Source organism: Pseudomonas sp. G3-19, assembly GCF_054855875.1.
In genome coordinates, this window is the sequence record NZ_JBMPIQ010000003.1 from 5,714,061 (window position 1) to 5,739,336 (window position 25,276).

Below are 25,276 nucleotides of genomic sequence, written 5' to 3' on the forward strand. Positions count from 1 at the left end.
CTTTATCACGAGCGGGCATTGAGCCAGATCAACATCGGTGGTGACCGATCGGTCGATCCTGTGCACATCCGCCGTATCGGAGCAGTCGATTCGGCCCCAGTCAGGAGACGCGCATGAGCAGCACCTTTTTCATTCCGGCCGTAAACATCATGGGCAACGGATGCCTCGACGAGGCCATGGTTGCGATCCGCAACTATGGGTTTCGCAAGGCGCTGATCGTCACCGACGCGGGGCTGGCCAAGGCTGGCGTGGCGACCATGCTTGCCGAAAAACTGGCGATGCAGGACATCGATTCGGTGATCTTCGACGGCGCCAAACCGAATCCGAGCATTGCCAATGTCGAGGCCGGGTTGGCGCTGCTCAAGGACAGTCGCTGCGATTTCGTGGTGTCGCTGGGCGGCGGTTCGCCCCATGACTGCGCCAAGGGCATCGCCCTGTGTGCGACCAACGGTGGGCAGATCCGCGACTACGAAGGTGTCGATCAATCGAGCAAGCCGCAATTGCCGCTGATCGCCATCAACACCACCGCCGGCACCGCCAGTGAGATGACCCGTTTCTGCATCATCACCGACGAATCGCGCCACGTGAAAATGGCCATCGTCGACCGCAACGTCACGCCGCTGCTGTCGGTCAACGACCCGGCGCTGATGGTCGCCATGCCGAAAAGCCTGACGGCCGCCACCGGCATGGACGCGCTGACCCACGCCATCGAGGCCTACGTCTCGACTGCGGCCAACCCGATCACCGACGCCTGTGCGCTGAAGGCCATGACCCTGATCAGCAACAACCTGCGCCTGGCCGTGCGCGACGGCAGCGACCTCGCGGCGCGGGAAAACATGGCTTACGCGCAGTTCCTCGCCGGCATGGCGTTCAACAACGCATCGCTCGGCTACGTGCATGCGATGGCCCACCAGTTGGGCGGTTTCTACGACTTGCCCCATGGCGTGTGCAACGCCGTGCTGCTGCCGCATGTGCAGACCTTCAACGCGTTGATCTGTGCCGAACGCCTGACTGACGTCGCCCACGCCATGGGTGCGGACATCCGTGGTTTCAGCCCGGAAGAGGGCGCTCAGGCGGCGATCAACGCGATCCGTTGTCTGGCCAAGGACGTCGAGATTCCGGGCGGCCTGCGTGAACTCGGCGCCAAGCTCAGTGACATCCCGGTGCTTGCCACCAACGCGCTGAAAGATGCATGCGGCCTGACCAACCCACGGGCGGCGGATCAGCGGCAGATCGAGGAGATTTTCCGTAATGCGTTTTAAGGGCTGACGCGCGTCGGCGTGAATGTCACACAGAGCATCGCGCCGACTGCAAGCAAACTGCATAACAGTGCCAGCGGCCACGCCGAAGGGCTAGCGACAAGACTGGCAATCGCGCCGATCATTGCCGCCATCAGTTGATGAATAAATCCGCTCAACGCCATTGCGTAAGCACCCGCAATCGGTGCGCCATCGTTGGCACGGGACAGGCTGATCGGGTAGTTCAGCGATTGTCCGAACACCGCTACGCAATAGGGCAGCCACAGCATCAGCGCGATGGAACTGGCTGTCAGACTGCCCAGCAGCATTACTCCGCACCCCGCCATCACCAGCACCACGCCCAACGTCATCAACCGGTGTTGACCCGTGCGCAGAACGAAGCGATTGACCACCAGTGCCCCGAGAAAGTATGCCGCACTGATCGGCCAGCCGAGCAGACCGTAATCCACCGTAGACCAATTGAACGGTCCTTGCAGGATCAGTGGCGCAGCCGTGTTGAAGGCGATGATCACCCCGTAGCCGAGGCCTCCGGCCAGTGCCGGCAACAGGAACGCGCGATGGATCAGGATGCGCCGGTAAATCAGCCATGCCGAAGCATTGGTTTGCGCCTCCTCCAATGTCGCAAAATTGACCCGGAATACGATCATGGCCATCAGCAGGCACGTGATGCCGAGCAAGTAGAAGATTGCCTGCCAGCCCAGCGTGACCTGAATGATCGAACCCAGGTACTGGCCGATGCCTAGAGCCACCACGAACGAAATCGAAATCCATGACAATGCTTTGGCCAGCAGGTCGCCGCGAAAACTGTCGCGAATCAGCACCCGTGCCATCACCGAAATCCCGCTGGCGCCGACGCCCTGAATCAGGCGCAGTAACAGGAACGACTCCAGCGTCGAACCCAGCGGCAACGCCAGGTTCGCCGCGCCATACAGCCCCAATGCTGCGAGTAACACAGGTTTGCGCCCGATACGCTGGGCCAGTGATCCCCAAAGCAGCATTGGCAGCGCCATGCCGACCAGATAAATCGATAAACCCCACGCCACTTGCGCAGGCCCTGCATGCAGATGGCCGGCAATCTCCGGCAGCGCTGGCAGGTAAATACTCATGCCCAACTGTGCGAGGAACACAGTGCAGCAGGTGATAAGAAGGGTGGCGCTGGCGTTCATCGATCGTCCCTGGCTCAGATGTCGAAATCGACGCGGTGTGTGCGCAACAATTCGCTGACTACATCGCAGAAACGTCGGATCAGCGACGGCTCCATATCAGCACGCAAGGTTACCCGAATGGCCGCTTTACCTTGGGCAACTACCGGGAAAAATACTGCGCTGGTGAAAAAGCCTTGCTCGGCCAGCTCGCTGGCGATGCGATTGGCCAGATCCGCCTGGCCGCAGTCGATCAAGCGGATTGCCATCGCGCTGTGGCATTGCTCTGTACTGATCAAACTGTCGAAGAGGCGGATATTAGCCTGGAGGCAGGCCTGTAGAGCGGCGAATTCGGCGGTGTAATGTAGACGAATTGACGCTCGTCCGGCGCCGATTGCCGCACAGTTGAGACTTTGTGACCAATTGCTCGGGCCGCCATAACGCTGGATGATTTTTTTCTGGCGCTGGTTGCCAAGCATCACCAGTCCACCACTGGCGCCAAATGACTTGGCCAGCGACGCGACGATCACGCAGTCATCTTCCAGCGTCTGGATTCTCGGGCGTATCAGACCGACGCCGTTATGGCCCACGGCTGACAACGCGTGTGAATCATCCAGATAAAGAAACAGCCCGTAACGATCCTTGAGGTACAGCAGGCCTTCCATGTTGGACACACCGCCCATGCTGTAGGCGCCATCGCCAATATAGGCCACACGACCATATTGCTGGCAGATCTTTTCTAGAAAATTCATATCGTTGTGCGGACAGGTCATCACACGGGTTTCGTCGGCGCATGCAGCTTTCAAGTGATTCATCGAGTAATGCGCCTGACGGTCAAAGACCATCACTGGCGGGCGATTCTCGGTCAATACACCGCTGGCCAGCAGCGGCAAGATCCCCGCACTTGCAGCGCTGCAGGACAGGGTCGTCAGGCACACTGCATCGAACAACTGCGAAAGCTCGGTTTCGTATTTTTCGAGAATCCCCAGCTTGCAGCGATTTTTCGAGTTGGCGACGCGCAGGGTGCCAGTTTCCTGCAGTGCGGCGATTGCACCTTGGAGCAGGGCTGGGTGGTGATCAAGGCCAAGGTAGGACGTGGTACAGAAGTGTTGTAACTCCCGTCCGTATTGATCGAGCAGGTGGTTGGAACCCATGACCTCGACATTGAGCCCGGCGACTTTGCCGAGCTCGGCGTTTTCCCAGTCCTGGTTCGCCAGGGCGATGACTTTTCGATAATTGGAATAAAGGTTTGGTGCTTGCTGTATATGGTTCATCAGGGCATCCCTTAAGCGTGGCAATCCGTGGGTCGTTGCAATTTGTGTGTATTGCCAGACTTTACGGAACACGACTTCGGGCCTGAATCAGACACTTCCTGCAATACTGAGCGGAATTGGATATTTGCTTGTAGGGCGATGTTCTGATGCGGTGTCGGGCGCCTCCGAATCCTACCCGGCAGGTGCCAGATTCCTGCTCGCCGCCCCACCAAACTGAATCAACACCACCCCGCCAATCAGCAACAACGCGCCCAACACCCGCGACATCGACAGCTGTTTTTCCACCAGCCCGAACAACCCGAAGTGATCGAGCAGCATCGACGCAATCACCTGGCCGGCCAACGCCAGCGCAACAAACCCCGACGCGCCGAGCTTCGGCAGCAACATCACCGCCAGCGCCACAAAGCACACGCCGAACGCACCGCCAGCCCACATCCACAACGGCGCCTTGCTGATAAAACCCAGCGACGGCAGCGGCAAGCGCAACGCCAGAATCACCGGCAACAGCACCAACACACTCACCAGCAACGAGGCCAAGGTTGCCCATAGCGGATGGCCGAGGCCCCGCGCCAGATTGCTGTTGATCGCACTCTGAAACGGCACCACCGCGCCGGCAAACGCGGCCAGCAGCAATAAACCGACCCACTGCAACGTACTCATGATCACTCTCCAACAGGTTTTTCTGGACTCTAGAGTATTCGTCGCGCAGATTTAAATTCCGTTTTATCATCCAGAACATGCACGAGATGAATGATCTACGCCGTATTGATTTGAACCTGCTGGTGGTCCTCGATGCCTTGCTCAGCGAGCAACACGTCACCCGCGCTGCTGAGCGGCTGCACCTGAGTCAACCGGCGGTCAGCCATGCGCTGGCGCGGCTGCGCGACTTGCTCGGCGATCCGCTGCTGGTGCGCGCCGGTTCGACGCTGGTGCCTACGGCGCGGGCGCTGGAACTGGTTGCGCCACTGGCCGAAGCGTTGGCCCAGGTGCAGTCGCTGCTGGCGCCGAACACGTTCGATCCGGCCACTGCGCGGCGGACCTTTCGTGTGGCGATGTCCGACTACGGCGCGGCCATCATCCTGCCCGGGCTGATCCGCATCTTGCGCCGCGAGGCGCCGGGCATCGACCTGCAAATCAGCCACGCCAGCCGCGAAGGCATGCTGGAGGGGGTGCTCAACGGTGACATCGATGTGGCCGCCGGAGTGTTCCCGGAAATGCCCAACGAGTTGCATAGCAGCGTGCTGTTCGAAGAGCGCTACGTCTGCCTGCTGGATCGCTGCAGCTTGCCGGCCGACGGCGTACTGGATTTGCCGACCTACCTGTCGCGCCCGCATGTTCTGCTGGAAATGCGCGGCAGCGGCACCCCGGAAATCGAGCGGGCGCTGACCTCATTGCGCGAACGCCGCCGCGTCGCCATCAGCCTGCCGCACTGGAACGTCGCGCCGCAGTTGATCAGCGGTACGGATCTGATTCTCACGGTGTCGTCACGCAGCGTGCGCGAGATTGATCAGCAGGAGCTGATTGTGCTGCCGCCACCGTTCGAGATTGCGCCGTTCACGTTTGTGCTGGCGTGGCATAAGCGCCGGAGTGGGGATCAGGCGTTGAACTGGTTGAATCGCCGGATTGAGGAGGGGATAGTGCGCGGCTGAAAACGTTATCAAGGAGTGGGATGTGACAGTGAAGTCTGGATGGATCGGGTGGGTGGCCCTGAGTGGGTGGTTGATGGCGGGGCAGGTGTTGGCTGGTTGCGTGCCAACACCGATGGCAGGAGATCTGGATCTTTCTGTCTGCAAGGAGTGGCCTGCATATCCAGGATTAACCATCAACGCCACTGCACAGTTTAAGCGCGGATCCCCATCTGATGACCCAGAAGCGCTGAGTACCTACGATTTCGACTTGTCCGTTCTGGACACCGCTCAATCGAAGCCCCTTGCGACTTATTACAAAGCGGCTGCATTTGTATTGGATGGCGTCAGTTTGCGAGAAATAACGCTCGATACGGCTCGCTACGCACTGACTGCCGAACTTCGTGCCTTTGGCGTACGTGCGTTATCCACTAATGGATCCCGGATCAATCCGATGGAAGAAAACCTGCTTTCGCTCTACGTGAAAGAGGGCGAAAAATTGCGCCCGGTATTGGATAAATTAGTGGTTTATCGGTATGGCGGCGAGTGGGATGGTGACTGCGAAGGCGAGCGATATGAGATTTCAAGAACGGTAGAAATCGCTAAAACGAGCTCTCACGGCTATGCAGATCTGATTGTCAAAACCTTGGAGAAAGACACAACAAGTGTGGGGACGGGAGACGCATGTAAAACTAAAACCACTGACAACAAACCCGTTTTGACAACATTGCACTACGACGGAAAATCCTACGTTTTGCCAAACGGTTTCCAAGGCCTGTAACCCGCTAGCCCAACACGACACTTATCAAGGAAGAACCATGCTTAACCCCACCAGACTCCTGATCGCCCTCGGTTTGCTGGCCATCACCACCCAAGTCCACGCCGCCTGCACCACCAAGAGTTTCGACGGCAAATCCATGTCACGCTGCAACGTCTGGCCGGCGTTCCCGAGTCAGGCGATTTCGGTCAAATCCACCTATCTGGCCGATTCTGGCGGCGACGATGCCGGGGCGTTCGATCTGGATCTGGCGCTGCTCAATGCGAGCAACGCCAAACCGATCGCCACCTACCGTAAACCGGGCGCTTACAACTCTGATGCCGTGCGCCTGGATGATGTACGCATCGATACGGCGCGCTACCGATTGACGCCGGATATCCGCGCTTTTGGTCTGCGCGCGAAGTTCGTCCACAGTTCCCATGCCATTCCCTACGAGAAAACCGATCTGGCGCTGTATGTTCGCGAGGGCGACGAGTTGCGTCCGGTGCTTGAAGGCCTGGTGGTCTTCAAGGACAACGGTGAGTTCGTGAATGACTGCGAGGGCTACAGCAAAAAAATCCGCCGGACCCTCGAGATCGCTCCAACGAGCCACAATGGTTTCGCCGATCTGATCGTCACCACCACCGGCAGCAAAATGAAAAACACCAAGTCCGGCAATCAGTGCGTTTCGACAAACACCGACCTGAAGAAAAAACAGATCACCCTGACGTACGATGGCCAGCAGTACAACGTCCCTGAAGATCTCAGAGGTTACTGAACCATGCTCACCGGCCTCAACCACCTGACCCTCGCCGTCAGTGATTTGCCCCGCAGCCTGGCGTTCTATCGCGATGTATTGGGTCTGCGCGTCGAAGCCTCGTGGGACGCCGGTGCCTATCTGTCGCTGCCGGGGCTGTGGTTGTGTCTGTCGCTGGATGCGCAGCGCACCACCGAGCCGTCCGTCGACTACACCCATTACGCGTTCAGCCTCGCCGAGGCAGATTTTCCGTTGTTTGTGCAGACGCTAAAAGCGGCGAATGTGAAGGAATGGCGCGACAACCGCAGCGAAGGTGCGTCGTTCTACTTTCTTGACCCTGATGGCCACAAGCTTGAGGTTCACGTCGGTGATCTGGCTTCGCGACTGGCAGCCTGTCGGTTGAAACCGTACACGGGCATGCGTTTTTACGACGCGTCGTGATCAGACACATTGGGCTGATATAGACTGGCCATCATTTGTACTGGCGCCAGCAGGTTTTTCATGACTCCATCGCTGCTAATGGCCGTTCTGGCCTCGGGTTTCATTTACGGCATCACGCCCGGGCCGGGCGTTCTGGCAGTGTTCGGCATTGGCGCGGCGCATGGGCGACGGGCCGGGGCCGGGTTTCTCTGTGGGCATTTGCTTGGCGATGTGGTCTGGTGCAGCACCGCGCTGATCGCCATCGTCGGTGCCCGCGAGATCGGCAGCACCGCATTCGATGTGCTGGGTTTGCTCAGCGGCTTGTACCTGTTCTGGCTTGGCTGGCGCGCAGTGCGAGCCCAGCGGCGCAGCGCTGATCAGCCACAGGGCGCGGCGCGTCAGCCGTTCTGGCACGGCATCCTGTTCGGCCTGACCAATCCCAAGGCGTACCCGGTGGCGGTGGCGACGTTTACCGCGCTGCTGTCGAGCCGCGCCGAACTGCTCAACTGGTCGATGTTGCCGGCGCTGATCGCCCTGAGCTTTCTCGGCGGATTGCTGGCTTACGCTATCTTGATCGGCGTTGTCGGCGCCCGACGGGTGCGCACGCTGTATCAGCGCCACGAGCTGATGATCACGCGTTTGTGTGGCGTGATGTTCATCGGTTTTGCGATCAACGCACTGATGCACGCACTACCGGGATTGCTGCCGAACAAGGCTTGAAGTTGTGTGCAGGGATGCGTGAACAAAGGGTCAGGGATGGTTGAACAGTGCTGCATTGTCCGGACACCCACGCTGAACCATGGAAAGCCGAAATTCCGCGCCGTTGGCGAGTTATATGGACCTGTTGCTCGATGCCGTCTGCGCGGTGGACAGGCAGGGCCGTTTCGTTTTTGTCAGTGCTGCCTGCGAGCGTATTTTTGGTTATACGCCTGACGAGTTGATCGGCCGTTCGATGATCGAACTGGTGCATCCCGCAGACCGCCAGCGCACCTTGGCCGCCGCCCACGACATCATGAGCGGCGAACCCAAGCACAACTTTGAAAACCGTTACGTGCGCAAGGATGGCCGCATCGTCAACATCCTCTGGTCGGCGCGCTGGTCGGAGGTCGATCAGCTACGCATCGCCGTGGCCCGCGACATCACCGAGCGCAAGCAGGCGGAATCGCGTCAGGCTGCGCTGTATGCGATTTCCGAGGCGGCGCATGTCGCCGAAGACTTGCTGGCGCTGTTCAAACGCATCCACCTGATCATCGGCGAATGGCTGCCGGCGCTGAATTTCTCCGTGGCGCTGTACGACGAGCACTGTGCGCAGCTGAATTTTCCCTATCACGTCGACGATCACGAATTGCAGCCCGAGCAACCGGGCACCGTTACCGGGCGTTTGTGTGCGGAGGTCATCCGCAGCGGTCAGCCGATTCTGCTGACGCCGGACAGCCCCGACGCCTCGCCCGACTTCGCCGCGCTGGTGGCGGGGCAGGACTCACCGTGCTGGCTCGGTGTGCCGCTGAATTCGAAGAACGGCACCATCGGTGCGCTGATCGTCAAAAGCCTGCCGGGCGGTGAGCGTTATACCGAGCAGGACAAGGAACTGCTGCAATACGTCTGCGCCCAGGTCGCCACCGCCATCGAGCGCCAGCAGCTGCACGCGCGGCTCAAGCGCATGGCGCAATACGATCAACTGACCCAGTTGCCCAATCGCGGGTTGCTCAAAGACCGCCTCAAGGCTGCGCTGGCCGCTGCCCGTGAAACCTCGGGAAACATGGCGCTGCTGTATGTCGATCTGGATCGTTTCAAACAGGTCAACGACACCTTTGGCCATGCGGTCGGCGACATGCTGCTGCAAACGGTGGCGAGTCGGCTCAAGGGCTGCGTACGCGACACCGATACCGTGGCGCGCATCGGTGGCGACGAATTCGTGGTGCTGTTGCACAGCGTTCACGCCGCTGAAGACGCCGACATCGTGGCCGGAAAAATCCGCCAGGTGCTGGTGCAGCCGATGCGCCTGGACGGTCACAACCTGCACATCGAACCGAGCATCGGCGTGGCCCGCTATCCCGAACATGGCAGCGAGGAGCAACAATTGTTCCGGCATGCCGACCAAGCGATGTACGCCGCCAAACGCCTCAATCATCGGGCGGTGGATAGCTGAAACAGTGCGCGCCGTTCGTCGCGGCGCGGGCAACTTTTCTAAACCTTTGGCAGTCCGGCAATTCTCAATCTAGGCGGGCATCTGCTCGCCAACGATCAACACCAAGAGGAAGAGAATCATGCCTAATTCAAGAAACTCGAACTCGGGAAACTTCGCCAACGATCGAACCAAGGCGTCTGAAGCCGGTCGCAAAGGTGGGAAAACCACCACCACGACAGTCGACAAAGAGCCTGCGAAAACCGAAATGGGCCGCAAGCCAGCTCAGAAGTCGAAGTAGTCGGTGAGGTAGTTTTGATTGAGAGGCGGGGGCGCAAGCCCCCGCTTGAATTTGCAGAGATAGGAGGGCGTGACCATGAGCCGGATGGCCACCCAGATACGTCGTTTCAGTTTTGCCACACTGTTGGGATTGTTCGCGGGCACAGCATTCGCCCAGTCGCCTGCCGACTTCATCAACGATGCGTCCGCCAAAGGCATGGCCGACATCGAAGCCAGCCGTCTGGCGCACCAGAAATCCGAATCCAAAGAGGTCAAGGATTACACCATTGTCGTGATCAATGACCGCACCACGGCCAACCAGCATCTGGCGAAGATCGCGAAGAAACTCGATCTGCCGGTCGCGCCCCGTGAAGAAATCGCCGACAAGGCCAAGACCATGATTCCTCAGGTCAAAGACGGTGAAACCTTTGACCAGGCCTACGCCGCGAGCCAGGTGAAGGCGACCGAAGAGGCCATCCAGCAGATCCAGCAGGAAGCGCAGTCTACCGACGTGCCGGAAATCAAGGCCTTTGCCGACGAGACACTGCCAAAACTGCAAAGCCATCTGGAAATGGCGCGGGCGCTGCAAGCCAGTCGCTGACACCAACTGCCAATCAAAAGATCGCAGCCTGCGGCAGCTCCTACATAGAACGGTGTAGGAACTGCCGCAGGGTGCGATCTTCTGCTTTGTTCAACTTTACTTAGCAGTCATTCAAATCCTGCTTCGGCTTGCTCTTCTCTCCCAGCCCCTCAAGGTTGAACACCTCGCTTTCCCCCAAGCTGCGGTAATGCTTGCGCAGCGCCTCGAGTTGTTTGAGATCCAGCGACTCCAGCCCGAGCATAGCGTTCTGCGCTTCCTTATTCACCCGCAACAACTCATCGAGCTTCAGATGCAGGATGTCGGTATCACGGTTCTGCGTGTTCTGAATCAGGAACACCATCAGAAAAGTGATGATCGTGGTCGAGGTGTTGATGATCAGTTGCCAGGTGTCATTGAAATCAAAAATCGGCCCACTCAAACCCCACAGAAAAATCAGGATCAATGCGCCCATGAAGGTTTTCGGGCTACCGGCCCAGAGGGCCAGGGTCTGGGAGATTTTCGCGAATTTCATTGCGATGTTCCTTATTGGGAGAGCTTGAAATTCAGACATCCGGGGCGCGATGAAAATTCTACTTACAAATGACGTCTGCCAATAATTGTGAGGGTGAAGACATCCCTTGCAATAAGCCTGTCTGGAACTGCGCGCAGCGCTGCCTGTATTGTGACGAACCGCAGGAATGTCCCGACAGGAGAACGCAATGAGTTGGTCCGCCAGACAATACGTCGCTTTCGAAGATGAACGCACCCGCCCGGCACGTGATCTGCTGGCGGCGATTCCCACGGTTCAGGCGCGATCGGTGGTCGATATCGGTTGCGGTCCGGGTAACTCCACCGAGCTGCTGGTGCAGCGTTTTGAGCAGGCCCAGGTCAGGGGGCTCGACAGTTCGCCAGACATGGTCAACGCCGCGCGCAAGCGCCTGCCGCAGTTGCAGTTCGAGGTCGCAGAAATCGATAGTTGGGCGGATCAAGGGCCGTTCGATGTGATCTTCGCCAATGCAGTGCTGCAATGGGTGCCGGATCACGCGACATTGCTGCCGGCGTTGGCGGCTAAACTTTCGGACGGTGGCAGTCTGGCGATCCAGATGCCGGATAACCTCAACGAGCCTTCCCACCGACTGATGCGTGAAGTCGCCGCCAATGGCCCATGGGCCGCCAAACTGGCTGGCGCCGCCGGGCAGCGCACCGACATGGCGAGTGCCAGCGAATACTTCTCGATGTTGCGTCCGCACTGCTCGCGGGTCGATGTGTGGCGTACTACCTATCACCATCAGTTGTCAGGTGGAGCGGCGGGGGTGGTGGAGTGGTTCAAGGGCAGTGGCTTGATTCCGTTTTTGAACCCGCTGAGCGAAGAGGAGCAGGCGCAGTATCTCCAGCAGTATCTGGCTGCAGTTGCCGAGGCGTATCCGGCGTTGCCTGATCGTTCGGTGCTGTTGCCGTTTCCGCGGCTGTTCATCGTCGCGACTCGCTGAAGCCAGCCTTCAGCCACCTGTAGTGAGGGGATTTATCCCCGATGGACTGCGCAGCAGGCCCTTTAAGCGGTTGCTACGCAACCATCGGGGATAAATCCCCTCACCACATATTGTTTGCTCAGCTCAGATTAGCGCTGCACCGCCACCAACAACATCATCGGCCGCTCCCGCTCTTCAGCCAGCGCTGGTTGCGCCGCCACCTCCGCATCGCTCGGCCCCCATTCATTGACATGGCGAATGGCAAAACCCGCCGCGATCAACGAATTCAACAGCGTGCCCATCGTGCGGTGCTGCTTGATCACCCCGTCGGCCAGCCAGTGGGTCACCCGCTCGCCCTCCATCTGATAGCTGTCCAGCGGCCAGCGCTTGTGGCCATCGCTGTCGACCAGCCAGCCTGGATTGCGCGGGGCCATGAAGATCGGGTGTTCGATGGAGAACACAAAATGCGAACCCGGTTTCAACGCCGCGTTCAGATGAGCGAACAGTCCGGTCAGATCCTTGATGTAGTGCAGCGCCAGCGAACTGTAGGCCAGATCGAAACTGCAGGCCGGCAAGTCGAGATGTTCAAGGTCGGCACGTTCATAGCGAATGTTCGCCGCCGCAGTGGTTTCGCGCGCGCGCTCCAGCATCTTTTCCGAGACATCCAGCCCCAGCACATTGGCGGCGCCGTGCTCACTTGCCCAGCGGCTGAACCAGCCATAGCCGCAGCCGAGGTCGACCACGTTCAAGTCGTGCATCGACGGCAGCAAGGCCTTGAGTGCCGGCCACTCCGGCGCGGCATCGAGGCCACCGATGGAGCGGTTCATCTGGCTGTAACCCTGGAAAAACTCCGGGTCGTCGTAAATATTTTGCGTCATGGGGGAAATACTCTTTTGAGTTCGGTCATCAGCGGCACAGGGGCCGCGCCATGGAGTCCCTCGAAAGTCAAAACGCGTATTCGTCGATGGCCGCGCAGGGGGAGGGTGGTGGGTGATGGGGGAAATGCTAGCGGGTCGTGGGGAAGGTGAGAATCGTCGGTGTGTTGTGGATCTGTAATGTCGGAACAGTGAGAATAAAAAAGCCCGGCAAAGGGCCGGGCTTTTTGAATATCAGTGATGTGATCAGGTCTGCTTTTCACGCGCCGCCAACATCAGATCATTCTGTTTTTTGGTGGCTTCGCTCAGCACTTCGCTGTAAACGCGCTTTTTTTCTTCCGATTTCGCATTGCGAATGAAATCTGCGAATGGACTCGTGGACTCCTTTGTGGATCCGAGTTTCATGCGGTTGCTCCGTAATTGATCCCAAGCATGGCCATCAGTTCGTGTCTCGTATGCTTCTCGGGGATATGGTAGTCAATCTTGTCGACACCAGCCTTGTAGAGGCGTCCAGAATTATCAATATGCTTCACAAGCAGATCGACATGCAGGTCTTTGCCAAACTCTAGCTTAAGCGTGTTTACCACGTCACGCGCTGCAAAGTATTGGTCGACGAAATGCTCCGGTCGAATCCTGCGTCCTTCAACTTCCTCGCGGGCTCTGACAAAGGACCAGGCCAGGCTAGGGTCTTGGTAGACGTAGAGAATTTGCACAAATCTCCCTTTGTGGAGGCACCGCTGCACATTTTTCCTTGCGATTTCGATATTCGAAAGTGTTCCATCCAACAGGAAGGATTGCTTTCGATCCAGAGCCAGATCAATCAGCTTTCCAACCAGAATCGAAACGGCGCCTTGGAAAAGCCAGGCATTGCCACCTTGATAGGCTTCAAATTCATATCTGAGTTCGTCTGGATCAATTCGCAAGATGGGCGTATCGGAGAAAAGGTTCAGCAGAGCTAATGACGCCTCCGTTTTGCCAGCGCCCGGCGACCCCGCCATGAAAACCGAAACAGGTTCTTCTTCGGGTGGATACTTGGTTTGCGCCGTGAGCCGCTTGCCAATCGCCTTCTTGTTTGATCGAGCAAACCTGATCGCATCATTCCAGATAGCCTGCTCTTCCCCCGTCATTCCAGATTTTTTGTTTTCCTGCACTGATGGAAACCCTCTTGAGTGAAAGGTGATTTACCGGCGGTGCTTCGGACTTACCGAACTGCCGCGCCTTCCAATCAGTCAAAGCCCAAGAGCGGCTCTGCTAATACCGATTGGGAAGCCCATGCATGGGGATCATCCCTTTGAGCAGGCAGCGCTTCGTCGTTAGTAACGATCAAAGCGTAAAGAGGGCTGGTGCATCTGCAATAAACGGTGTGTTGCATAATGGTTCGGTGCCGACCAAGTAGCCGACATCAAATCCCGGACACAAAAAAACCGGCCCTGTAGGCCGGTTTTTTCTGTTCCTGCATCCCCCGTCATACACGACGTGAGACCTGAATGAGTGGAGCGGGTAGAGGGAATCGAACCCTCAACTAAAGCTTGGGAAGCTTTCGTTTTGCCACTAAACTATACCCGCTCAGAGCGGCTGACTTTGTACCAGAGTCGGGCGCAGATTTGAAGTTTTTCTTTTGCTCGCAGCGCGTTACAGCATTGAAAACGGTCATTCGCGGGCAAATCTGCGGGCAATCAATGCTGGTTTTTCAGCCCCACAGACTCGCTCGCGACGACGCTTTTTCAAATGGCCAATGCATGGTGATCCTGGACGAACGCGTAGCGCGTTCGGCTCGACTGCGGTGAGGGTTTCAGGAAACCCAGCAGGGCGTTCTGGCTATCGCGGCACGCAGCCTTGTGTTCCATGTCGAGGAAGTGGCCGGTGGCCTGCAGCGTGGTGAAGGTGCTGTGCGCCACATGGTTGCCGAATATCCGGGCGTCTTCGGCGGCGGTGTATTCATCCCATTCGCCGTTGAGGAACAGCACCGGCACGTTGATCTTTTTCGCCGCATTCAAATAGCACTGGCGATCGCTGTGCAGCACGTCACTGATGTGGAAGTGCATCTGCCCGTATTCGTGCTCGGCCAGGCTGCTGACGTGGCGATAGTTGAAGCGCTTGAACAGTGACGGCAGGTGTTTGCCGATAGTGCTGTTGACCAGGTGCCCGACGCGGTCGCCGTCGCGCTGGCCGAGGTAATCGACACCTCGCTCCAGGTAATCAAGCATGTGTGCGTTGATCACCGGCGAGAACGAGCTGATCACGGCTTTCTCGATACGCCGCGGCTGATGGGCCAGGGCAACCAGGGTGGCTGCGCCGCCCCAGGAAAACGACAGCACATGTTCGGCGCCGAAGTGGTCGATCAGCTCCAGCAGGATCTGCCCTTCGACTTCCTTGGTGAGATGTTTCTCGTGACGATTGTGGATTTTCGACCGGCCCGCGTAGGGCTGGTCGTAGCAAACCACGTTGAATTGCGGGTGCAGGTTTTTCACAGTCTGTGCAAACGACGCAGTCGTGGCCATCGAGCCGTTGACCAGAATGATGGTCTTTTCTGCGGCGTCTGCGCGATAGAACTCCGTGTAAACCCGATACTGACCCTGTATATCCAGCACAGCGATTTCTGGCCTCATGTCATAAGACTCCTGGCAAGCAAGCGGGTATGCGCGCAAATAGAGATTGCACGAGCTTTGTGACAGGTAGGCATACGCCTGGAATTTGCTTGGCCCATGTCGATCCATGACTGCGGTCGACGGGTGTTGTTATTGGCGGGCAGTCTGCCGGCTGAGGCGCAACCCAGAGGGCTGACGACCGGCAAAAAGTTTCTTAGAGGTATGGTGTGACTAATCGGTCACAATTTGGCCGACGTCCTGATTCAAGCAGTGGGAAAGGGATCGCGCAAGTGCCTTTGGTAAATTGTTCGACAACTTCTGCTGAGCGGTCGCCGGCTTAGAACAAATGGATCTCTTCGGTGCGCAAAGCGCGGTACTCGCCCGGTTTTAGCGCGTTATCCAGCGACAGCGGGCCCATGGATTCGCGGTGAAGGCGCAACACTTTGTTGTTGAAGTGACCAAACATGCGCTTCACCTGATGGTAGCGACCCTCGACGATGCTCAGGCGCGCCACTCGCGGGCCGAGTACATCGAGTTGCGCCGGTTGCGTGGTCAGGTTTTCGAAGGCGAAGTAGATGCCCTCGGCAAACGTGACTGCATACTCCGGCCCGATCTCCTGTTCGGTCTCGACGTAATAGACCTTCGGCAGTTTGGTCTGCGGTTGGGTCAGCCGTCGCGACCAGCCGCCATCGTTGGTGATCAGCATCAGCCCGGTGGTGTTGAAGTCGAGGCGACCGGCGATGTGCAGGTCGTCCTTGTCCGGTTCATCGATCAGATCAAGCACGGTCGGGTGCTGCGGATCGCGAGTGGCACTGACGCACCCCGGCGGCTTGTGCAGCATGAAGTAGCGTGCCGGTTTGCCGAGTTGCAAGACTTCTTCGTCGACTTCGACGCGGCTGAATTCCAACACTTCGCTGTGCGGGTCGCTGACGACTTTTCCGTCGATCCGCACGCGCTTTTCCACCAGCAACAGGCGAACCTGCTGACGGTTGTAGCGGGGCAGGTTGCTGAGGAAACGGTCGACGCGCATGGTCAGGAATCGGCGGATAAAGGGCCGCGTATCTTACGGGATCGGCCGCGCCGCTGCTTGCAGTTGCGCCTCGACCTGCGCGCAGCGCGGGCACAGACAGGATTGATTGCGCAGCGCTGCGGGCAAGGCTTCAAGCACTGCCGGATCGATGCTCACGGCATAGCACCAGCAGGCCTGGTCGGCGGTGCGCGGGTCAGCCAGGGTGCAGTCGTTGCGCGCGCCGCAGGCCGGGCAGAGGTCGGGTTTGATGTCGGAATCAGGCATAGGACGAGTAAGGCATTTCCACGCAATTGCGGTTACGGCCAGTTTGTCTGGCCTGCTACATCGCATGATCGGCCCGAGACAGCAGGGTATGCAAGGTGTCATCAGCACGTACGGTGGTGGCACCGATGTATTCCTGGGCATTACGCAGGGCAACAGTGGGAGCGGGCTTGCTCGCGAAGGCGTCCTGTCAGTCAGTGATTCATCACTGACCCACCGCTTTCGCGAGCAAGCCCGCTCCCACAGAGGATTTTCAGTGTGACTGACACCGCTGATCTGAAGCCTTTGCGCGCCCGGCACTTGCCCCGGACCTGACAGTCAAAACTGTGTCGGCTGCGCTGTCCTGCTGCGGCCGTGGGTCTTTCAGGAGGCCGTCATGGGTATTTCAAAACTGTTACGTCGAGTGCTGCTGGGAGCGGTGCTCGGTTCAGGCCTGTCCGGGTGTTATTACTATGCCGGTCCCTACGATACTTATCCCGCCACGTCTTATTATCCAGGGTATTACTCGCCGTATTACTACGGCGGATATTACGGACCGCGTTACTACGGCGGTGCTCATTATTACTACGGCGGCTACGGCTACCGCGGCGGTTACGGACGCGGTTATCACGGCGGCGGCTATCACGGCGGGCACCACTGATCGGCGGCTGAATGACAGTGGTTTCCAAATGAACAGGATTTCATCAATCACATGTTTCAACTTGTTACGGAAGCGCACCAGATTCGGAAAACGCTGTCAGATGTTTCGTCAGTCACCGAATAACCGACTGATGCCTGCCAGCGTCGCTGGTGTGGCTACCCGCGGTCCAGGAGGCCGCCATGTATCGACGAATTCTTCTACTTGCTGCGATGATGTTTTCCGTTGCCGGTTGCGCTCCCTACTCCTACGCAGACAGTTATTACAGCTCGGAGGTCTACACCTCACCCGCTCCGGCGTACTACAACAATGGCGGCACCTATTACAGCGGCGGCAGCACCTATTACTCGGCCCCGCGCTACTACCAGGCGGCCCCGCGTTACTACCAACCGGCTCCGCGTTACTACTCGGCGCCACGCTACTACCAACCAGCGCCGCGCTACTACGAGAGTCGTCGCTGGCACGACAACGATCGCGGGCGCTGGGACGGGCACCGTGGTGGGGGTTGGGATCGTGACCGGGGTGGCCGTGATCATCACGGTAACCGCGGTGATCACGGCGGGCGAGGCGGTCGCTGGTAATCATCCACAAACAAAAAAGCGGCGCATTGAGCGCCGCTTTTTTTGTGCCTGCGATTTACCGGGCGTTCAGTATTGCGTCAGATCCGCCAACGGATGCCGACCTTCCCAGACCTTGTGAAAATGCGCCTCGACCACCGCGTCCGGGACGTTATTGATGTCCGGCCAATGCCAGTGCGGTTTCTGATCCTTGTCGATCAATCGCGCCCGTACCCCTTCGCTGAATTCCGGGTGCCGACAGCAATTGAGGCTCAGTGTGTATTCCATCTGAAACACTTCGGCCAGCGACAGATACCGGGCGCGGAGGATTTGTTCCCAGACCAGATGCGCGGTCAGCGGTGAGCCTTCGCTCAGGGTTTTCGCGGCGCGGGCGATCAGCGGGTCGCTGCTGTCGCGTTGCAGGCTGATGGCTTTCCAGGCACAGGTGACGTCGCTGACGTCGAGCAGTTCATCGATCTGCTGGCGCCGCGGAAGCCATTGCGCCTCGGGCATCTGCCCGACGGCTTCCTGTTGCAGGGCCTTGAACAGACTGTTGAGCTGCATGTCGGTCTGTTCCTGCCAGTTGAGTTGCAGCAGGCCTTCGATCAGCTGCGGTTGCTGCTCTTCAAGCAGGAAACGGTCGGCCAGATCCAGATCGATCGCATCACGACCGTTCATGTGCGCGCCGGTCAGTCCAAGAAACAAGCCGAGCTTGCCCGGCAACCGTGAGAGAAACCAACTGGCGCCGACGTCCGGATACAGACCGATGGTGATCTCGGGCATCGCCAGGCGACTGCTCGGCGTGACGATCCGCGTGCTCGCGCCTTGCAACAGGCCCATGCCGCCGCCGAGCACGTAACCGTGGCCCCAGCAAATCAGCGGTTTGGGGTAGGTGTGCAAGCTGTAGTCCAGGCGATACTCGGCGGCGAAAAACTGCGCAGCGAGTGGCGGGACTTCACCGGGATGGGCCCGGCAGGCCTCCACCAGGCTGCGCACTTCGCCGCCGGCGCAGAACGCCTTGGCGCCGTTGCCGCGCAGCAGCACGCAGACGATTTGTGGGTCCTTGGCCCAGGTGTTCAGTTTGTCGCTCAGGGCGTTGATCATCGGCAAGGACAGCGCGTTGAGCGACTTTTCAGCATCCAGGCTGGCGATCCCGAGGCGGGCGCCGTCGGTGCCGGTGAGTTCTTCGAAGTGCAGATTCATCGTGACCTCGATCGGGAATTTGAACGATCAGTATGATCGCTGTGTGGGAAAGTGCCGGATCTGTGTCAGATCAATTGACAAGCGTGGTCGGCTTTCCTAGGGTTCGCCCCATTGTTTTTGCCGGGTATGACCATGACTGCTGACGACCGTATCAAACTCGAACCGAGCTGGAAGGAGGCACTGCGTGCTGAATTCGACCAGCCTTATATGGCAGAGTTGCGCAATTTTCTGCAGCAGGAGCGGGCGGCCGGCAAGGAAATCTACCCGCCGGGCCCGCTGATTTTCAACGCGCTGAATTCGACGCCGCTGGATAAAGTCAAAGTGGTGATCCTCGGCCAGGACCCGTACCACGGTCCGGGCCAGGCCCATGGCTTGTGCTTCTCGGTGCAACCGGGCGTGCCGGCGCCGCCGTCGCTGGTCAACATCTACAAAGAGTTGAAACGCGACCTGAACATCGATATCCCCAACCACGGCTACCTGCAGAGCTGGGCCGATCAGGGCGTGTTGATGCTCAACACCACCATGACCGTCGAGCGGGCCAATGCCAACGCGCACAAGGACAAGGGCTGGCAGTTCTTCACCGACCGGATCATTGAAGTGGTCAGCGAACGCCAGCCGCATCTGGTGTTCATGCTGTGGGGCGCGCATGCGCAGAGCAAGCAGAAGCTGATCGATGCGACCAAGCACCTGGTGCTGACGTCGGTGCATCCGTCGCCGTTGTCGGCTTATCGTGGCTTCCTCGGGTGCGGGCATTTCAGCCGGACCAACAAGTTTCTTGAGCAGAATGGTGAAGCGCCGATCGAGTGGCGGCTGCCGCCGATTTGATCGGCTGACCGGACCGGCCGCTTCGCGAGCAAGCCCGCTCCCACATTGGTTTTGCGGCATGCACATAACCAATGTGGGAGCGGGCTTGCTCGCGAAGAAGGCAACTCGGTATATCAGTGTTACTCGGGATTACGGTTCCAGTACTTGAACAACGGCTCCGCCAGAAACAGTACAAACAGCAGCCGCATCACCTGCATCGCCGTCACCAGCGGCACCGACAGTTGCAGGGTCTCCGCCGTCAGGCTCATCTCGGCAATCCCCCCGGGCATCATGCCCAACGTCAGCGAACGCAGATCCAGATGGGTCAGTGCACTCAAACCTAAAGCCGCCAAGGTCGCGATCAACATGGTCAGCGCCGTGCCGATCAGCGTACGGCCCATGAATGACGGCGCGCGGCGGAAGAACTGTCGGTTGAAGTGACAGCCCAGGCCGCTGCCGATCAGCCACTGGCCGATCTGGCTTCCACCGTCCGGCAGGCCGATGTGCAAATCCCAGGCAATGCTCACCGTGGCACTGACCAGCAGCGGCCCGAACAGCCACGGATTGGGCTGACGCAAACGCTGCCAGAGCCAGGCGAGCAGGGCGCCCGTGGGAAACAGAATCGCCAGCCAGCGCCAATCGACGTTGCCGGCGTGGGAAATCGGTGTGCCGTCGCCCAGCAGATACTTGAACGCGGCCGGCACGCACAGCACCACCACCAGCACCCGCAGACTCTGCCCCGCCGCGACATGACTGAGCAGCGCGCCATTGCGTGCGCCGAGGTTAACCATCTCACCTGAGCCACCGGGCATGCTCGAGAAAAATGCCGTGGCACGATCCTCGCCGGTACGGCGCATCAACCACACGCCGACCACCGCCGACAGGCTGGTGACCAGGGCACCGAAGAAGATCAATCCGAAATGACTCAGCACCTGCTCCATCACCAACGGGGTGAAATGCAGGCCGATGCCGATGCCGACAATCCATTGGCCGCATTTACGCCCGCCGGGGATTTCCGTGAGTTGCCACGGGGTCAGGCAGCGCACGAGGATGATCGCCAGCAGCGAGCCGACCATCCACGGCAGTGGCCAGCCGATCTGGCTGGCGATAAAACCGCCAAGCAGACCGACCAGCGGGGTGGCCCACCAGCTTCTGAGGGAGGAGCGATCAGACATCGGCGATGGCGCGTTGCGCCGCCGAACGTTTGCGCCAGATGCGCAGCAGCGGCATCAACAACATGATCGCGGTCAGGATCCACACACCGAAAGTGATCGGACTCGACCAGAGGATTTCCAGCGCACCGTTGGAAATCGACAGCGCACGACGCAGGTTCTGCTCCATCAGCCCGCCGAGAATGAACCCCAGAAGCACCGGCGACAACGGGAAATCCAGTTTGCGCAGGATGTAACCGAAGATGCCGATGCCGACCATCAGGAACAGGTCGAAGGTGGTCGCATGCACGGCGTACACGCCGATTCCGGTGATGATCGCGATCACCGGCACCAGTGCCCAGTTCGGCACGGCGAGGATGCGGGTGAAGATGCGGATCATCGGGATGTTGAGGATCACCAGCATGATGTTGGCGATGAACAACGACGCGATCAGGCCCCAGACGATGTCCGGTTGCTGTTGGAACAGCAGCGGCCCCGGGGTGATGTTGTACAGCGACAGCGCGCCGATCATCACGGCGGTGGTGCCCGAACCGGGTACGCCGAGGGTCAGCATCGGCACCAGCGCGCCACAGGCCGAAGCGCCGATCGCGGTCTCAGGAGCGGCGAGGCCACGGGCGTCACCCTGACCGAATTTGCCGCCGGCACCGGCGATGCGTTTTTCGGTCATGTAGGCCACGGCACTGGCCAACGTCGCGCCGGCACCCGGCAACACGCCCATGATGAAACCCAGCAGGCCGCAACGGATGTTCACCACGAACACCGACGCCGCTTCCTTGAAGTTGAACATCATGCGTCCGGTGGCCTTCACCGCTTCCTGCCCACGATGGGTTTTTTCCAGCAGCAGGAGGATTTCACTGACCGAGAACAGACCCAGCACCAACACCACAAACTGGATGCCGTCGGTCAGGTGAATGTTGTCGCCGGTGAAGCGGTATACGCCGCTGTTGGCGTCGATGCCGACGGTCGACAGGAACAGCCCGATCAACGCCGCAATAAACGTCTTCAACGGACGATCGCCGGCCATGCCGCCGAGACAGACAATCGCGAACACCATCAACACGAAGTATTCCGCCGGGCCGAAGGCAATCGCCCATTTCGCCAGCAGTGGGGCGAACAGCACCATGCCGCAGGTGGCGATGAACGCACCGATGAACGAACTCCATGCCGACAGCGACAGGGCGACACCGGCCAGACCCTGGCGCGCCATCGGATAACCGTCGAGGGTGGTCATCACGGTGGAGGCTTCGCCCGGAATGTTCAGCAGGATCGAGCTGATCCGCCCGCCGTATTCGCAGCCCAGATACACCGCCGCCAGCAGAATCAGCGCCGACTCCGGTGGCAGGCCGAGGGCGAAGGCGATCGGGATCAGCAGGGCCACGCCATTGATCGGACCCAGGCCCGGCAACAGCCCGACCACGGTGCCGATCAGCGTGCCGGTCAAGGCCGTGACCAGGTTGTACGGGCTCAGCGCGACGCCGAAGCCCTGACCCAAATAACCGAGAGTATCCATATCAGTTCTCCAGAACGTCGAGCAGGCCCAGCGGCAGTGGAACGTCCATCAGACGGTCGAACAGCAGGTACAGACCGATGGCCATCAACGTTGTCACCACAATGCTCGGTAGCCAGCGACCGCCATACAGGCGCGCCATCGGGATGCCGATCAGGATGCTGCTGAGAATGAAGCCCAGTGGTTCGAACAGGCCGGCGAACACCAGCAGCAGGACGACGCAGATGCCGATCTTGGTCAGGGTTTGGCGATCCAGCGGTGGCTCGTCTTCGCTGTGTTTGATCGGTGCCGGGCGGAACACCATGTACAGCAGCGCCACGCCCATCAGGCCGAGCATCAGCAGAGGAAAGGCGCGCGGGCCGACCGGTTCATAAGAAAAAGCCGCTTGATACGGCCACGCCATCAGCGCCAGGCCAACGCAGGCCAGCAACAGCACCGAGGCGAAAATGCGTTGTAAGAGCATGGGAAACTCCTGTGCCGAGGCCTCGATGCGCGAGGCCGCAGCCGCTAGACAGAGACGATCACTGAATCAGGCCGAACTCTTTGGCCAGCACTTTGTAGTCCGCGACCTGCTTCTTCACGTAGGTGTCCAGCTCCGGGCCGGTCATGGCGAACGGGAACAGTTCACGTTGATCGCGCAGCTTGGCGAAGTCGTCCGAGGCCAGCAGTTTGTCGAAGGCGTCTTTCCACCAGGCGTAGTCTTCGTCGCTGACCTTTGGCCCGAGGTAGAAACCGCGCACCACCGGCCAGACGATGTCGTAGCCCTGCTCGCGCGCGGTCGGGATGTCTTTCATTTCCGGTTCGTCGATGCGTTTATCGGCGAACACCGCGAGCAGCCGCATGTCACCGCTCTGGATATGCGGCATGGAGTCGGAGATGTCGGTACTACCCACCTGGATGTGACCGCCGAGCAGTGCAGTAGCGATTTCGCCGCCGCCTTCGAGGGCGACGTAACGCAGGTCACGCGGGTTGATCCCGGCAGCCTTGGCGATCAGTGCGGTCTGCATCCAGTCCTGGCTGCCGACGGTGCCGCCGGAACCGATGACCACGGAGCTCGGATCTTTCTTCAGGGCTTTGACCAGATCGTCGAGGGTCTTGTAGGGCGAATCGCTTTTCACCGCGATGGCGCCGTAACTGGTGCCGACGGCGGCCAGCCAGCGCACATTGGTTTCATCGAAACGACCGAACTTGCCTTGCGCCAGGTTCAGCAACGAACCGCTGGACCACGCCACCAGCGTGCCTGCATCGGCCGGACGCTGGGCGACGACCGCGTTGTACGCCACTGCGCCGACACCGCCGGGCATGTAGGTCACGCGCATCGGTTTGGTCAGCAGTTTTTCGTTGACCAGCGCGCTCTGCGCCAGTTTGCAGGTCAGGTCGAAACCACCGCCGGGGGAGGCCGGGGCGATGCATTCCGGACGTTTCGGTTCAGCCATCAATTGGCCGGCGAACAGCATGACGCCAGCGGCCAGAGCAACTTTACGCAGTGATAAGTTCATCTATGTCTCCTTGGGAGTTGTTGTTATGGACGTACTGAATTACCAAAGGGCAACGCTATAGCTCACCAGCAGACGCACTTCATCGGCATCGCGAGCGGAGTAGTTGGAACGGTAGGTGGCATTACGCAGGCGTACGGCAACGTCCTTCAGGGCGCCGCTTTGTACTACATATTTGATCTCGGTGTTGCGCTCCCACTCTTTGCCTTCTTCGCCATTCTTGAGCTTGATGTTGTCACCGCTCAGGTAACGGCTCATGAACGACAGGCCAGGGATGCCGAGACGCGCAAAGTCGAAATCGTAACGCGCCTGCCATGAGCGCTCTTCGGCGCCGGCGAAGTCGTTGATCTGCACGAAGTTGACCAGGTACGGGTCGCTGCCATCGACATACGGGAAGGCGCTGTCGCCGGACATGTGCTGATAACCGGCGCTGAACTTGTGGCCGCTCAGGGCGTAGCTGACCAGACCGTTGAGCGAGCGGTTGTCGATCTCGCCACCACGGGCCGCGCCCTGATCGTCACTGACCGCAAAGCGCAGGTCGGTGGCGAAGGTGCCCGGGCCCATCGGCCGCGAGGCGACCAGACCGAAGAAGTGCTGGTTATAGACTTCGTCGAGCTGGGCGAAGTGGTAACTGCCGGTGATCTTGTCGGTGAACTTGTAGTCCACGCCGGCAAAATCGAAATGCTTGCCGGCCACGGTGCCAGCGAAGCGGCTGTTCTTGTTGTTGAGGGCGATGTCCTCGAAATCGGTGCTGTCGCGATCCTTGGCTTTCTCCAGACGCCCACCGGTGAAGGTCAGGTTCTTGATCTCTTTGGAGGTCAGCAAACCACCTTCAAAGGTCTGCGGCAGGATGCGCCCGTCATTCGGTTTGAGGATCGGCAGTTCGGGAATCAGGCTGCCGATTTTCAGTTCGGTGGCGGAGATTTTCACTTTGCCGGTCAGGCCGACTTTCGAGTATTCGTTCGCCGCGCGCCCGTCATCGTGGGTCGGCAACAGGCCGGTGCCGGTACGATCCGGGCTCGAATCAAGTTTGACCCCGAGCATGCCCAGCGCATCGACACCGAAGCCCACGGTGCCGTCGGTGTAACCCGATTGCAGGTTGAGCATGAAACCCTGCGCCCATTCATCACGCTTGCTTTGCTGGGCACTGGTGCCGTCGCGAAAGTCGCGGTTGAAGTACATGTTGCGGGTTTCGAAGGTGGCGGAACTGTCTTTGATGAAGTCGGCGTAGCTCAACGGTGAGAAACCGGCTAGGGCAGCGGTGCTGGCGAGGGTGGCGTGGCGCAAACGAGAAGGACGAACAGGCGTAGAAGCCTTGGTCTGCAAGGACGGCATGCGGGTGTACTCCGTTATTGTTCTTATTGGTCGAAAACGCTTCGAGGCGTTTTTCGTATCGCTGTGTGGCAGCAGCGACGGCAGTCGAAACTGTCCGTGACCGGACTCTAACGGGCTAACCTTT

At 59.3% G+C, this 25,276-nt stretch carries 29 protein-coding genes and 1 tRNA gene; 13 read left to right on the top strand and 17 right to left on the bottom strand.

Features of this window, described 5'->3' with window-relative positions:
* Nucleotides 1-113 precede the first annotated feature (113 nt).
* Nucleotides 114-1,262: an L-threonine dehydrogenase gene (gene yiaY / locus ACOYXI_RS26045; RefSeq protein WP_096797067.1), complete on the top strand. Its 1,149-nt coding sequence runs from the start codon at nt 114-116 to the stop codon at nt 1,260-1,262.
* Here the strand turns inward: yiaY and ACOYXI_RS26050 are convergent.
* The 3 genes from ACOYXI_RS26050 to ACOYXI_RS26060 form a co-directional block, all read right to left on the bottom strand.
* Nucleotides 1,259-2,425 (bottom strand): MFS transporter, encoded by a 1,167-nt coding sequence (locus ACOYXI_RS26050; protein WP_098967633.1) that lies wholly within the window; start codon nt 2,423-2,425, stop codon nt 1,259-1,261. The two genes, yiaY and ACOYXI_RS26050, sit on opposite strands and share 4 nt — an antisense overlap.
* Before the next feature lie 14 nt (nt 2,426-2,439).
* Entirely contained in the window at nt 2,440-3,675 is a 1,236-nt protein-coding gene (locus ACOYXI_RS26055; RefSeq protein ID WP_098967635.1) for an aminotransferase class I/II-fold pyridoxal phosphate-dependent enzyme, read from the bottom strand.
* Nucleotides 3,676-3,846: 171 nt separating this feature from the next.
* Nucleotides 3,847-4,335 carry a DMT family transporter gene (locus tag ACOYXI_RS26060; RefSeq protein ID WP_098967636.1) on the bottom strand — a complete coding sequence of 163 codons (489 nt, stop codon included), beginning with the start codon at nt 4,333-4,335 and terminating at the stop codon, nt 3,847-3,849.
* A gap of 77 nt (nt 4,336-4,412) precedes the next feature.
* Between ACOYXI_RS26060 and ACOYXI_RS26065 the strand changes: the two genes are divergently transcribed.
* The 8 genes from ACOYXI_RS26065 (at nt 4,413) to ACOYXI_RS26100 (ending at nt 10,239) form a co-directional block, all read left to right on the top strand.
* Complete coding sequence (locus ACOYXI_RS26065; RefSeq protein WP_193774878.1) at nt 4,413-5,324, top strand: LysR family transcriptional regulator; 912 nt, start codon at nt 4,413-4,415, stop codon at nt 5,322-5,324.
* 22 nt (nt 5,325-5,346) lie between these two features.
* A complete protein-coding gene (locus tag ACOYXI_RS26070) occupies nt 5,347-6,081 on the top strand; it encodes a PA3715 family protein (protein ID WP_461675460.1) in 735 nt (244 codons plus the stop codon).
* A gap of 37 nt (nt 6,082-6,118) precedes the next feature.
* The gene (locus tag ACOYXI_RS26075) at nt 6,119-6,835 is read left to right on the top strand and encodes a PA3715 family protein (RefSeq protein ID WP_134785613.1); all 717 of its coding nucleotides are present in this window, start codon (nt 6,119-6,121) and stop codon (nt 6,833-6,835) included.
* A 3-nt stretch (nt 6,836-6,838) separates the two neighbouring features.
* Nucleotides 6,839-7,255 carry a fosfomycin resistance glutathione transferase gene (fos, locus tag ACOYXI_RS26080; RefSeq protein ID WP_027614435.1) on the top strand — a complete coding sequence of 139 codons (417 nt, stop codon included), beginning with the start codon at nt 6,839-6,841 and terminating at the stop codon, nt 7,253-7,255.
* A gap of 60 nt (nt 7,256-7,315) precedes the next feature.
* Complete coding sequence (locus ACOYXI_RS26085; protein ID WP_098967643.1) at nt 7,316-7,954, top strand: LysE family translocator; 639 nt, start codon at nt 7,316-7,318, stop codon at nt 7,952-7,954.
* Between the two features lie 79 nt (nt 7,955-8,033).
* The gene (locus ACOYXI_RS26090) at nt 8,034-9,383 is read left to right on the top strand and encodes a sensor domain-containing protein (RefSeq protein WP_210557913.1); all 1,350 of its coding nucleotides are present in this window, start codon (nt 8,034-8,036) and stop codon (nt 9,381-9,383) included.
* A 118-nt stretch (nt 9,384-9,501) separates the two neighbouring features.
* A complete protein-coding gene (locus ACOYXI_RS26095) occupies nt 9,502-9,660 on the top strand; it encodes a KGG domain-containing protein (protein ID WP_003222499.1) in 159 nt (52 codons plus the stop codon).
* 75 nt (nt 9,661-9,735) lie between these two features.
* A complete protein-coding gene (locus ACOYXI_RS26100) occupies nt 9,736-10,239 on the top strand; it encodes a DUF4142 domain-containing protein (protein WP_027614439.1) in 504 nt (167 codons plus the stop codon).
* 100 nt (nt 10,240-10,339) lie between these two features.
* On the opposite strand, the gene ACOYXI_RS26105 is transcribed toward ACOYXI_RS26100, so the two are convergent.
* On the bottom strand, nt 10,340-10,750 hold the full coding sequence (locus ACOYXI_RS26105; RefSeq protein WP_047598058.1) for a low affinity iron permease family protein: 411 nt from the start codon (nt 10,748-10,750) through the stop codon (nt 10,340-10,342).
* 187 nt (nt 10,751-10,937) lie between these two features.
* On the opposite strand from ACOYXI_RS26105, the gene tam reads away from it, so the two are divergent.
* Entirely contained in the window at nt 10,938-11,708 is a 771-nt protein-coding gene (gene tam / locus ACOYXI_RS26110) for a trans-aconitate 2-methyltransferase (protein ID WP_134785615.1), read from the top strand.
* A 128-nt stretch (nt 11,709-11,836) separates the two neighbouring features.
* Here tam and ACOYXI_RS26115 read toward each other — a convergent pair whose 3' ends face one another.
* The 7 genes from ACOYXI_RS26115 to ACOYXI_RS26145 all read right to left on the bottom strand — a co-directional run bounded on the left by ACOYXI_RS26115 (nt 11,837) and on the right by ACOYXI_RS26145 (nt 16,444).
* The gene (locus ACOYXI_RS26115) at nt 11,837-12,565 is read right to left on the bottom strand and encodes a class I SAM-dependent methyltransferase (protein WP_461675461.1); all 729 of its coding nucleotides are present in this window, start codon (nt 12,563-12,565) and stop codon (nt 11,837-11,839) included.
* Nucleotides 12,566-12,808: 243 nt separating this feature from the next.
* On the bottom strand, nt 12,809-12,967 hold the full coding sequence (locus ACOYXI_RS26120) for a hypothetical protein (protein WP_167734096.1): 159 nt from the start codon (nt 12,965-12,967) through the stop codon (nt 12,809-12,811).
* A complete protein-coding gene (locus tag ACOYXI_RS26125; RefSeq protein WP_098967650.1) occupies nt 12,964-13,689 on the bottom strand; it encodes a zeta toxin family protein in 726 nt (241 codons plus the stop codon). Before ACOYXI_RS26125 ends, ACOYXI_RS26120 begins: the two co-directional genes overlap by 4 nt.
* 365 nt (nt 13,690-14,054) lie before the next feature.
* Nucleotides 14,055-14,128 (bottom strand) — tRNA-Gly (locus tag ACOYXI_RS26130).
* A gap of 158 nt (nt 14,129-14,286) precedes the next feature.
* Nucleotides 14,287-15,171 (bottom strand): alpha/beta fold hydrolase, encoded by an 885-nt coding sequence (locus tag ACOYXI_RS26135; RefSeq protein ID WP_098967651.1) that lies wholly within the window; start codon nt 15,169-15,171, stop codon nt 14,287-14,289.
* 316 nt (nt 15,172-15,487) lie between these two features.
* Nucleotides 15,488-16,180, bottom strand: a complete 693-nt coding sequence (locus ACOYXI_RS26140) for a pseudouridine synthase (protein WP_098967653.1) — start codon at nt 16,178-16,180, stop codon at nt 15,488-15,490.
* 33 nt (nt 16,181-16,213) lie between these two features.
* On the bottom strand, nt 16,214-16,444 hold the full coding sequence (locus ACOYXI_RS26145) for a cysteine-rich CWC family protein (protein WP_098967655.1): 231 nt from the start codon (nt 16,442-16,444) through the stop codon (nt 16,214-16,216).
* Between the two features lie 373 nt (nt 16,445-16,817).
* Between ACOYXI_RS26145 and ACOYXI_RS26150 the strand changes: the two genes are divergently transcribed.
* Both ACOYXI_RS26150 and ACOYXI_RS26155 read left to right on the top strand, forming a co-directional pair.
* Entirely contained in the window at nt 16,818-17,081 is a 264-nt protein-coding gene (locus ACOYXI_RS26150) for a hypothetical protein (protein WP_098967656.1), read from the top strand.
* A 179-nt stretch (nt 17,082-17,260) separates the two neighbouring features.
* On the top strand, nt 17,261-17,659 hold the full coding sequence (locus ACOYXI_RS26155) for a hypothetical protein (protein ID WP_134785619.1): 399 nt from the start codon (nt 17,261-17,263) through the stop codon (nt 17,657-17,659).
* A gap of 66 nt (nt 17,660-17,725) precedes the next feature.
* Here ACOYXI_RS26155 and ACOYXI_RS26160 read toward each other — a convergent pair whose 3' ends face one another.
* A complete protein-coding gene (locus ACOYXI_RS26160) occupies nt 17,726-18,838 on the bottom strand; it encodes an enoyl-CoA hydratase/isomerase family protein (protein ID WP_134785620.1) in 1,113 nt (370 codons plus the stop codon).
* A 132-nt stretch (nt 18,839-18,970) separates the two neighbouring features.
* Here ACOYXI_RS26160 and ung point away from each other — a divergent pair, with 132 nt between their 5' ends.
* Complete coding sequence (ung, locus tag ACOYXI_RS26165) at nt 18,971-19,663, top strand: uracil-DNA glycosylase (RefSeq protein ID WP_097086750.1); 693 nt, start codon at nt 18,971-18,973, stop codon at nt 19,661-19,663.
* A 119-nt stretch (nt 19,664-19,782) separates the two neighbouring features.
* Here ung and ACOYXI_RS26170 read toward each other — a convergent pair whose 3' ends face one another.
* From ACOYXI_RS26170 to ACOYXI_RS26190, 5 genes are read right to left on the bottom strand one after another with little or no spacing between them, the layout of a single operon-like run.
* Nucleotides 19,783-20,817: an AbrB family transcriptional regulator gene (locus ACOYXI_RS26170; RefSeq protein ID WP_027614451.1), complete on the bottom strand. Its 1,035-nt coding sequence runs from the start codon at nt 20,815-20,817 to the stop codon at nt 19,783-19,785.
* On the bottom strand, nt 20,810-22,324 hold the full coding sequence (locus ACOYXI_RS26175) for a tripartite tricarboxylate transporter permease (RefSeq protein WP_027614452.1): 1,515 nt from the start codon (nt 22,322-22,324) through the stop codon (nt 20,810-20,812). The genes ACOYXI_RS26170 and ACOYXI_RS26175 overlap by 8 nt, the downstream gene beginning before the upstream one ends.
* 1 nt (nt 22,325) lies before the next feature.
* Nucleotides 22,326-22,784 (bottom strand): tripartite tricarboxylate transporter TctB family protein, encoded by a 459-nt coding sequence (locus ACOYXI_RS26180; RefSeq protein ID WP_201135575.1) that lies wholly within the window; start codon nt 22,782-22,784, stop codon nt 22,326-22,328.
* Nucleotides 22,785-22,842: 58 nt separating this feature from the next.
* The gene (locus tag ACOYXI_RS26185; protein WP_007963261.1) at nt 22,843-23,820 is read right to left on the bottom strand and encodes a Bug family tripartite tricarboxylate transporter substrate binding protein; all 978 of its coding nucleotides are present in this window, start codon (nt 23,818-23,820) and stop codon (nt 22,843-22,845) included.
* A 39-nt stretch (nt 23,821-23,859) separates the two neighbouring features.
* On the bottom strand, nt 23,860-25,152 hold the full coding sequence (locus ACOYXI_RS26190; RefSeq protein ID WP_097086665.1) for an OprD family porin: 1,293 nt from the start codon (nt 25,150-25,152) through the stop codon (nt 23,860-23,862).
* Nucleotides 25,153-25,276 lie beyond the last annotated feature (124 nt).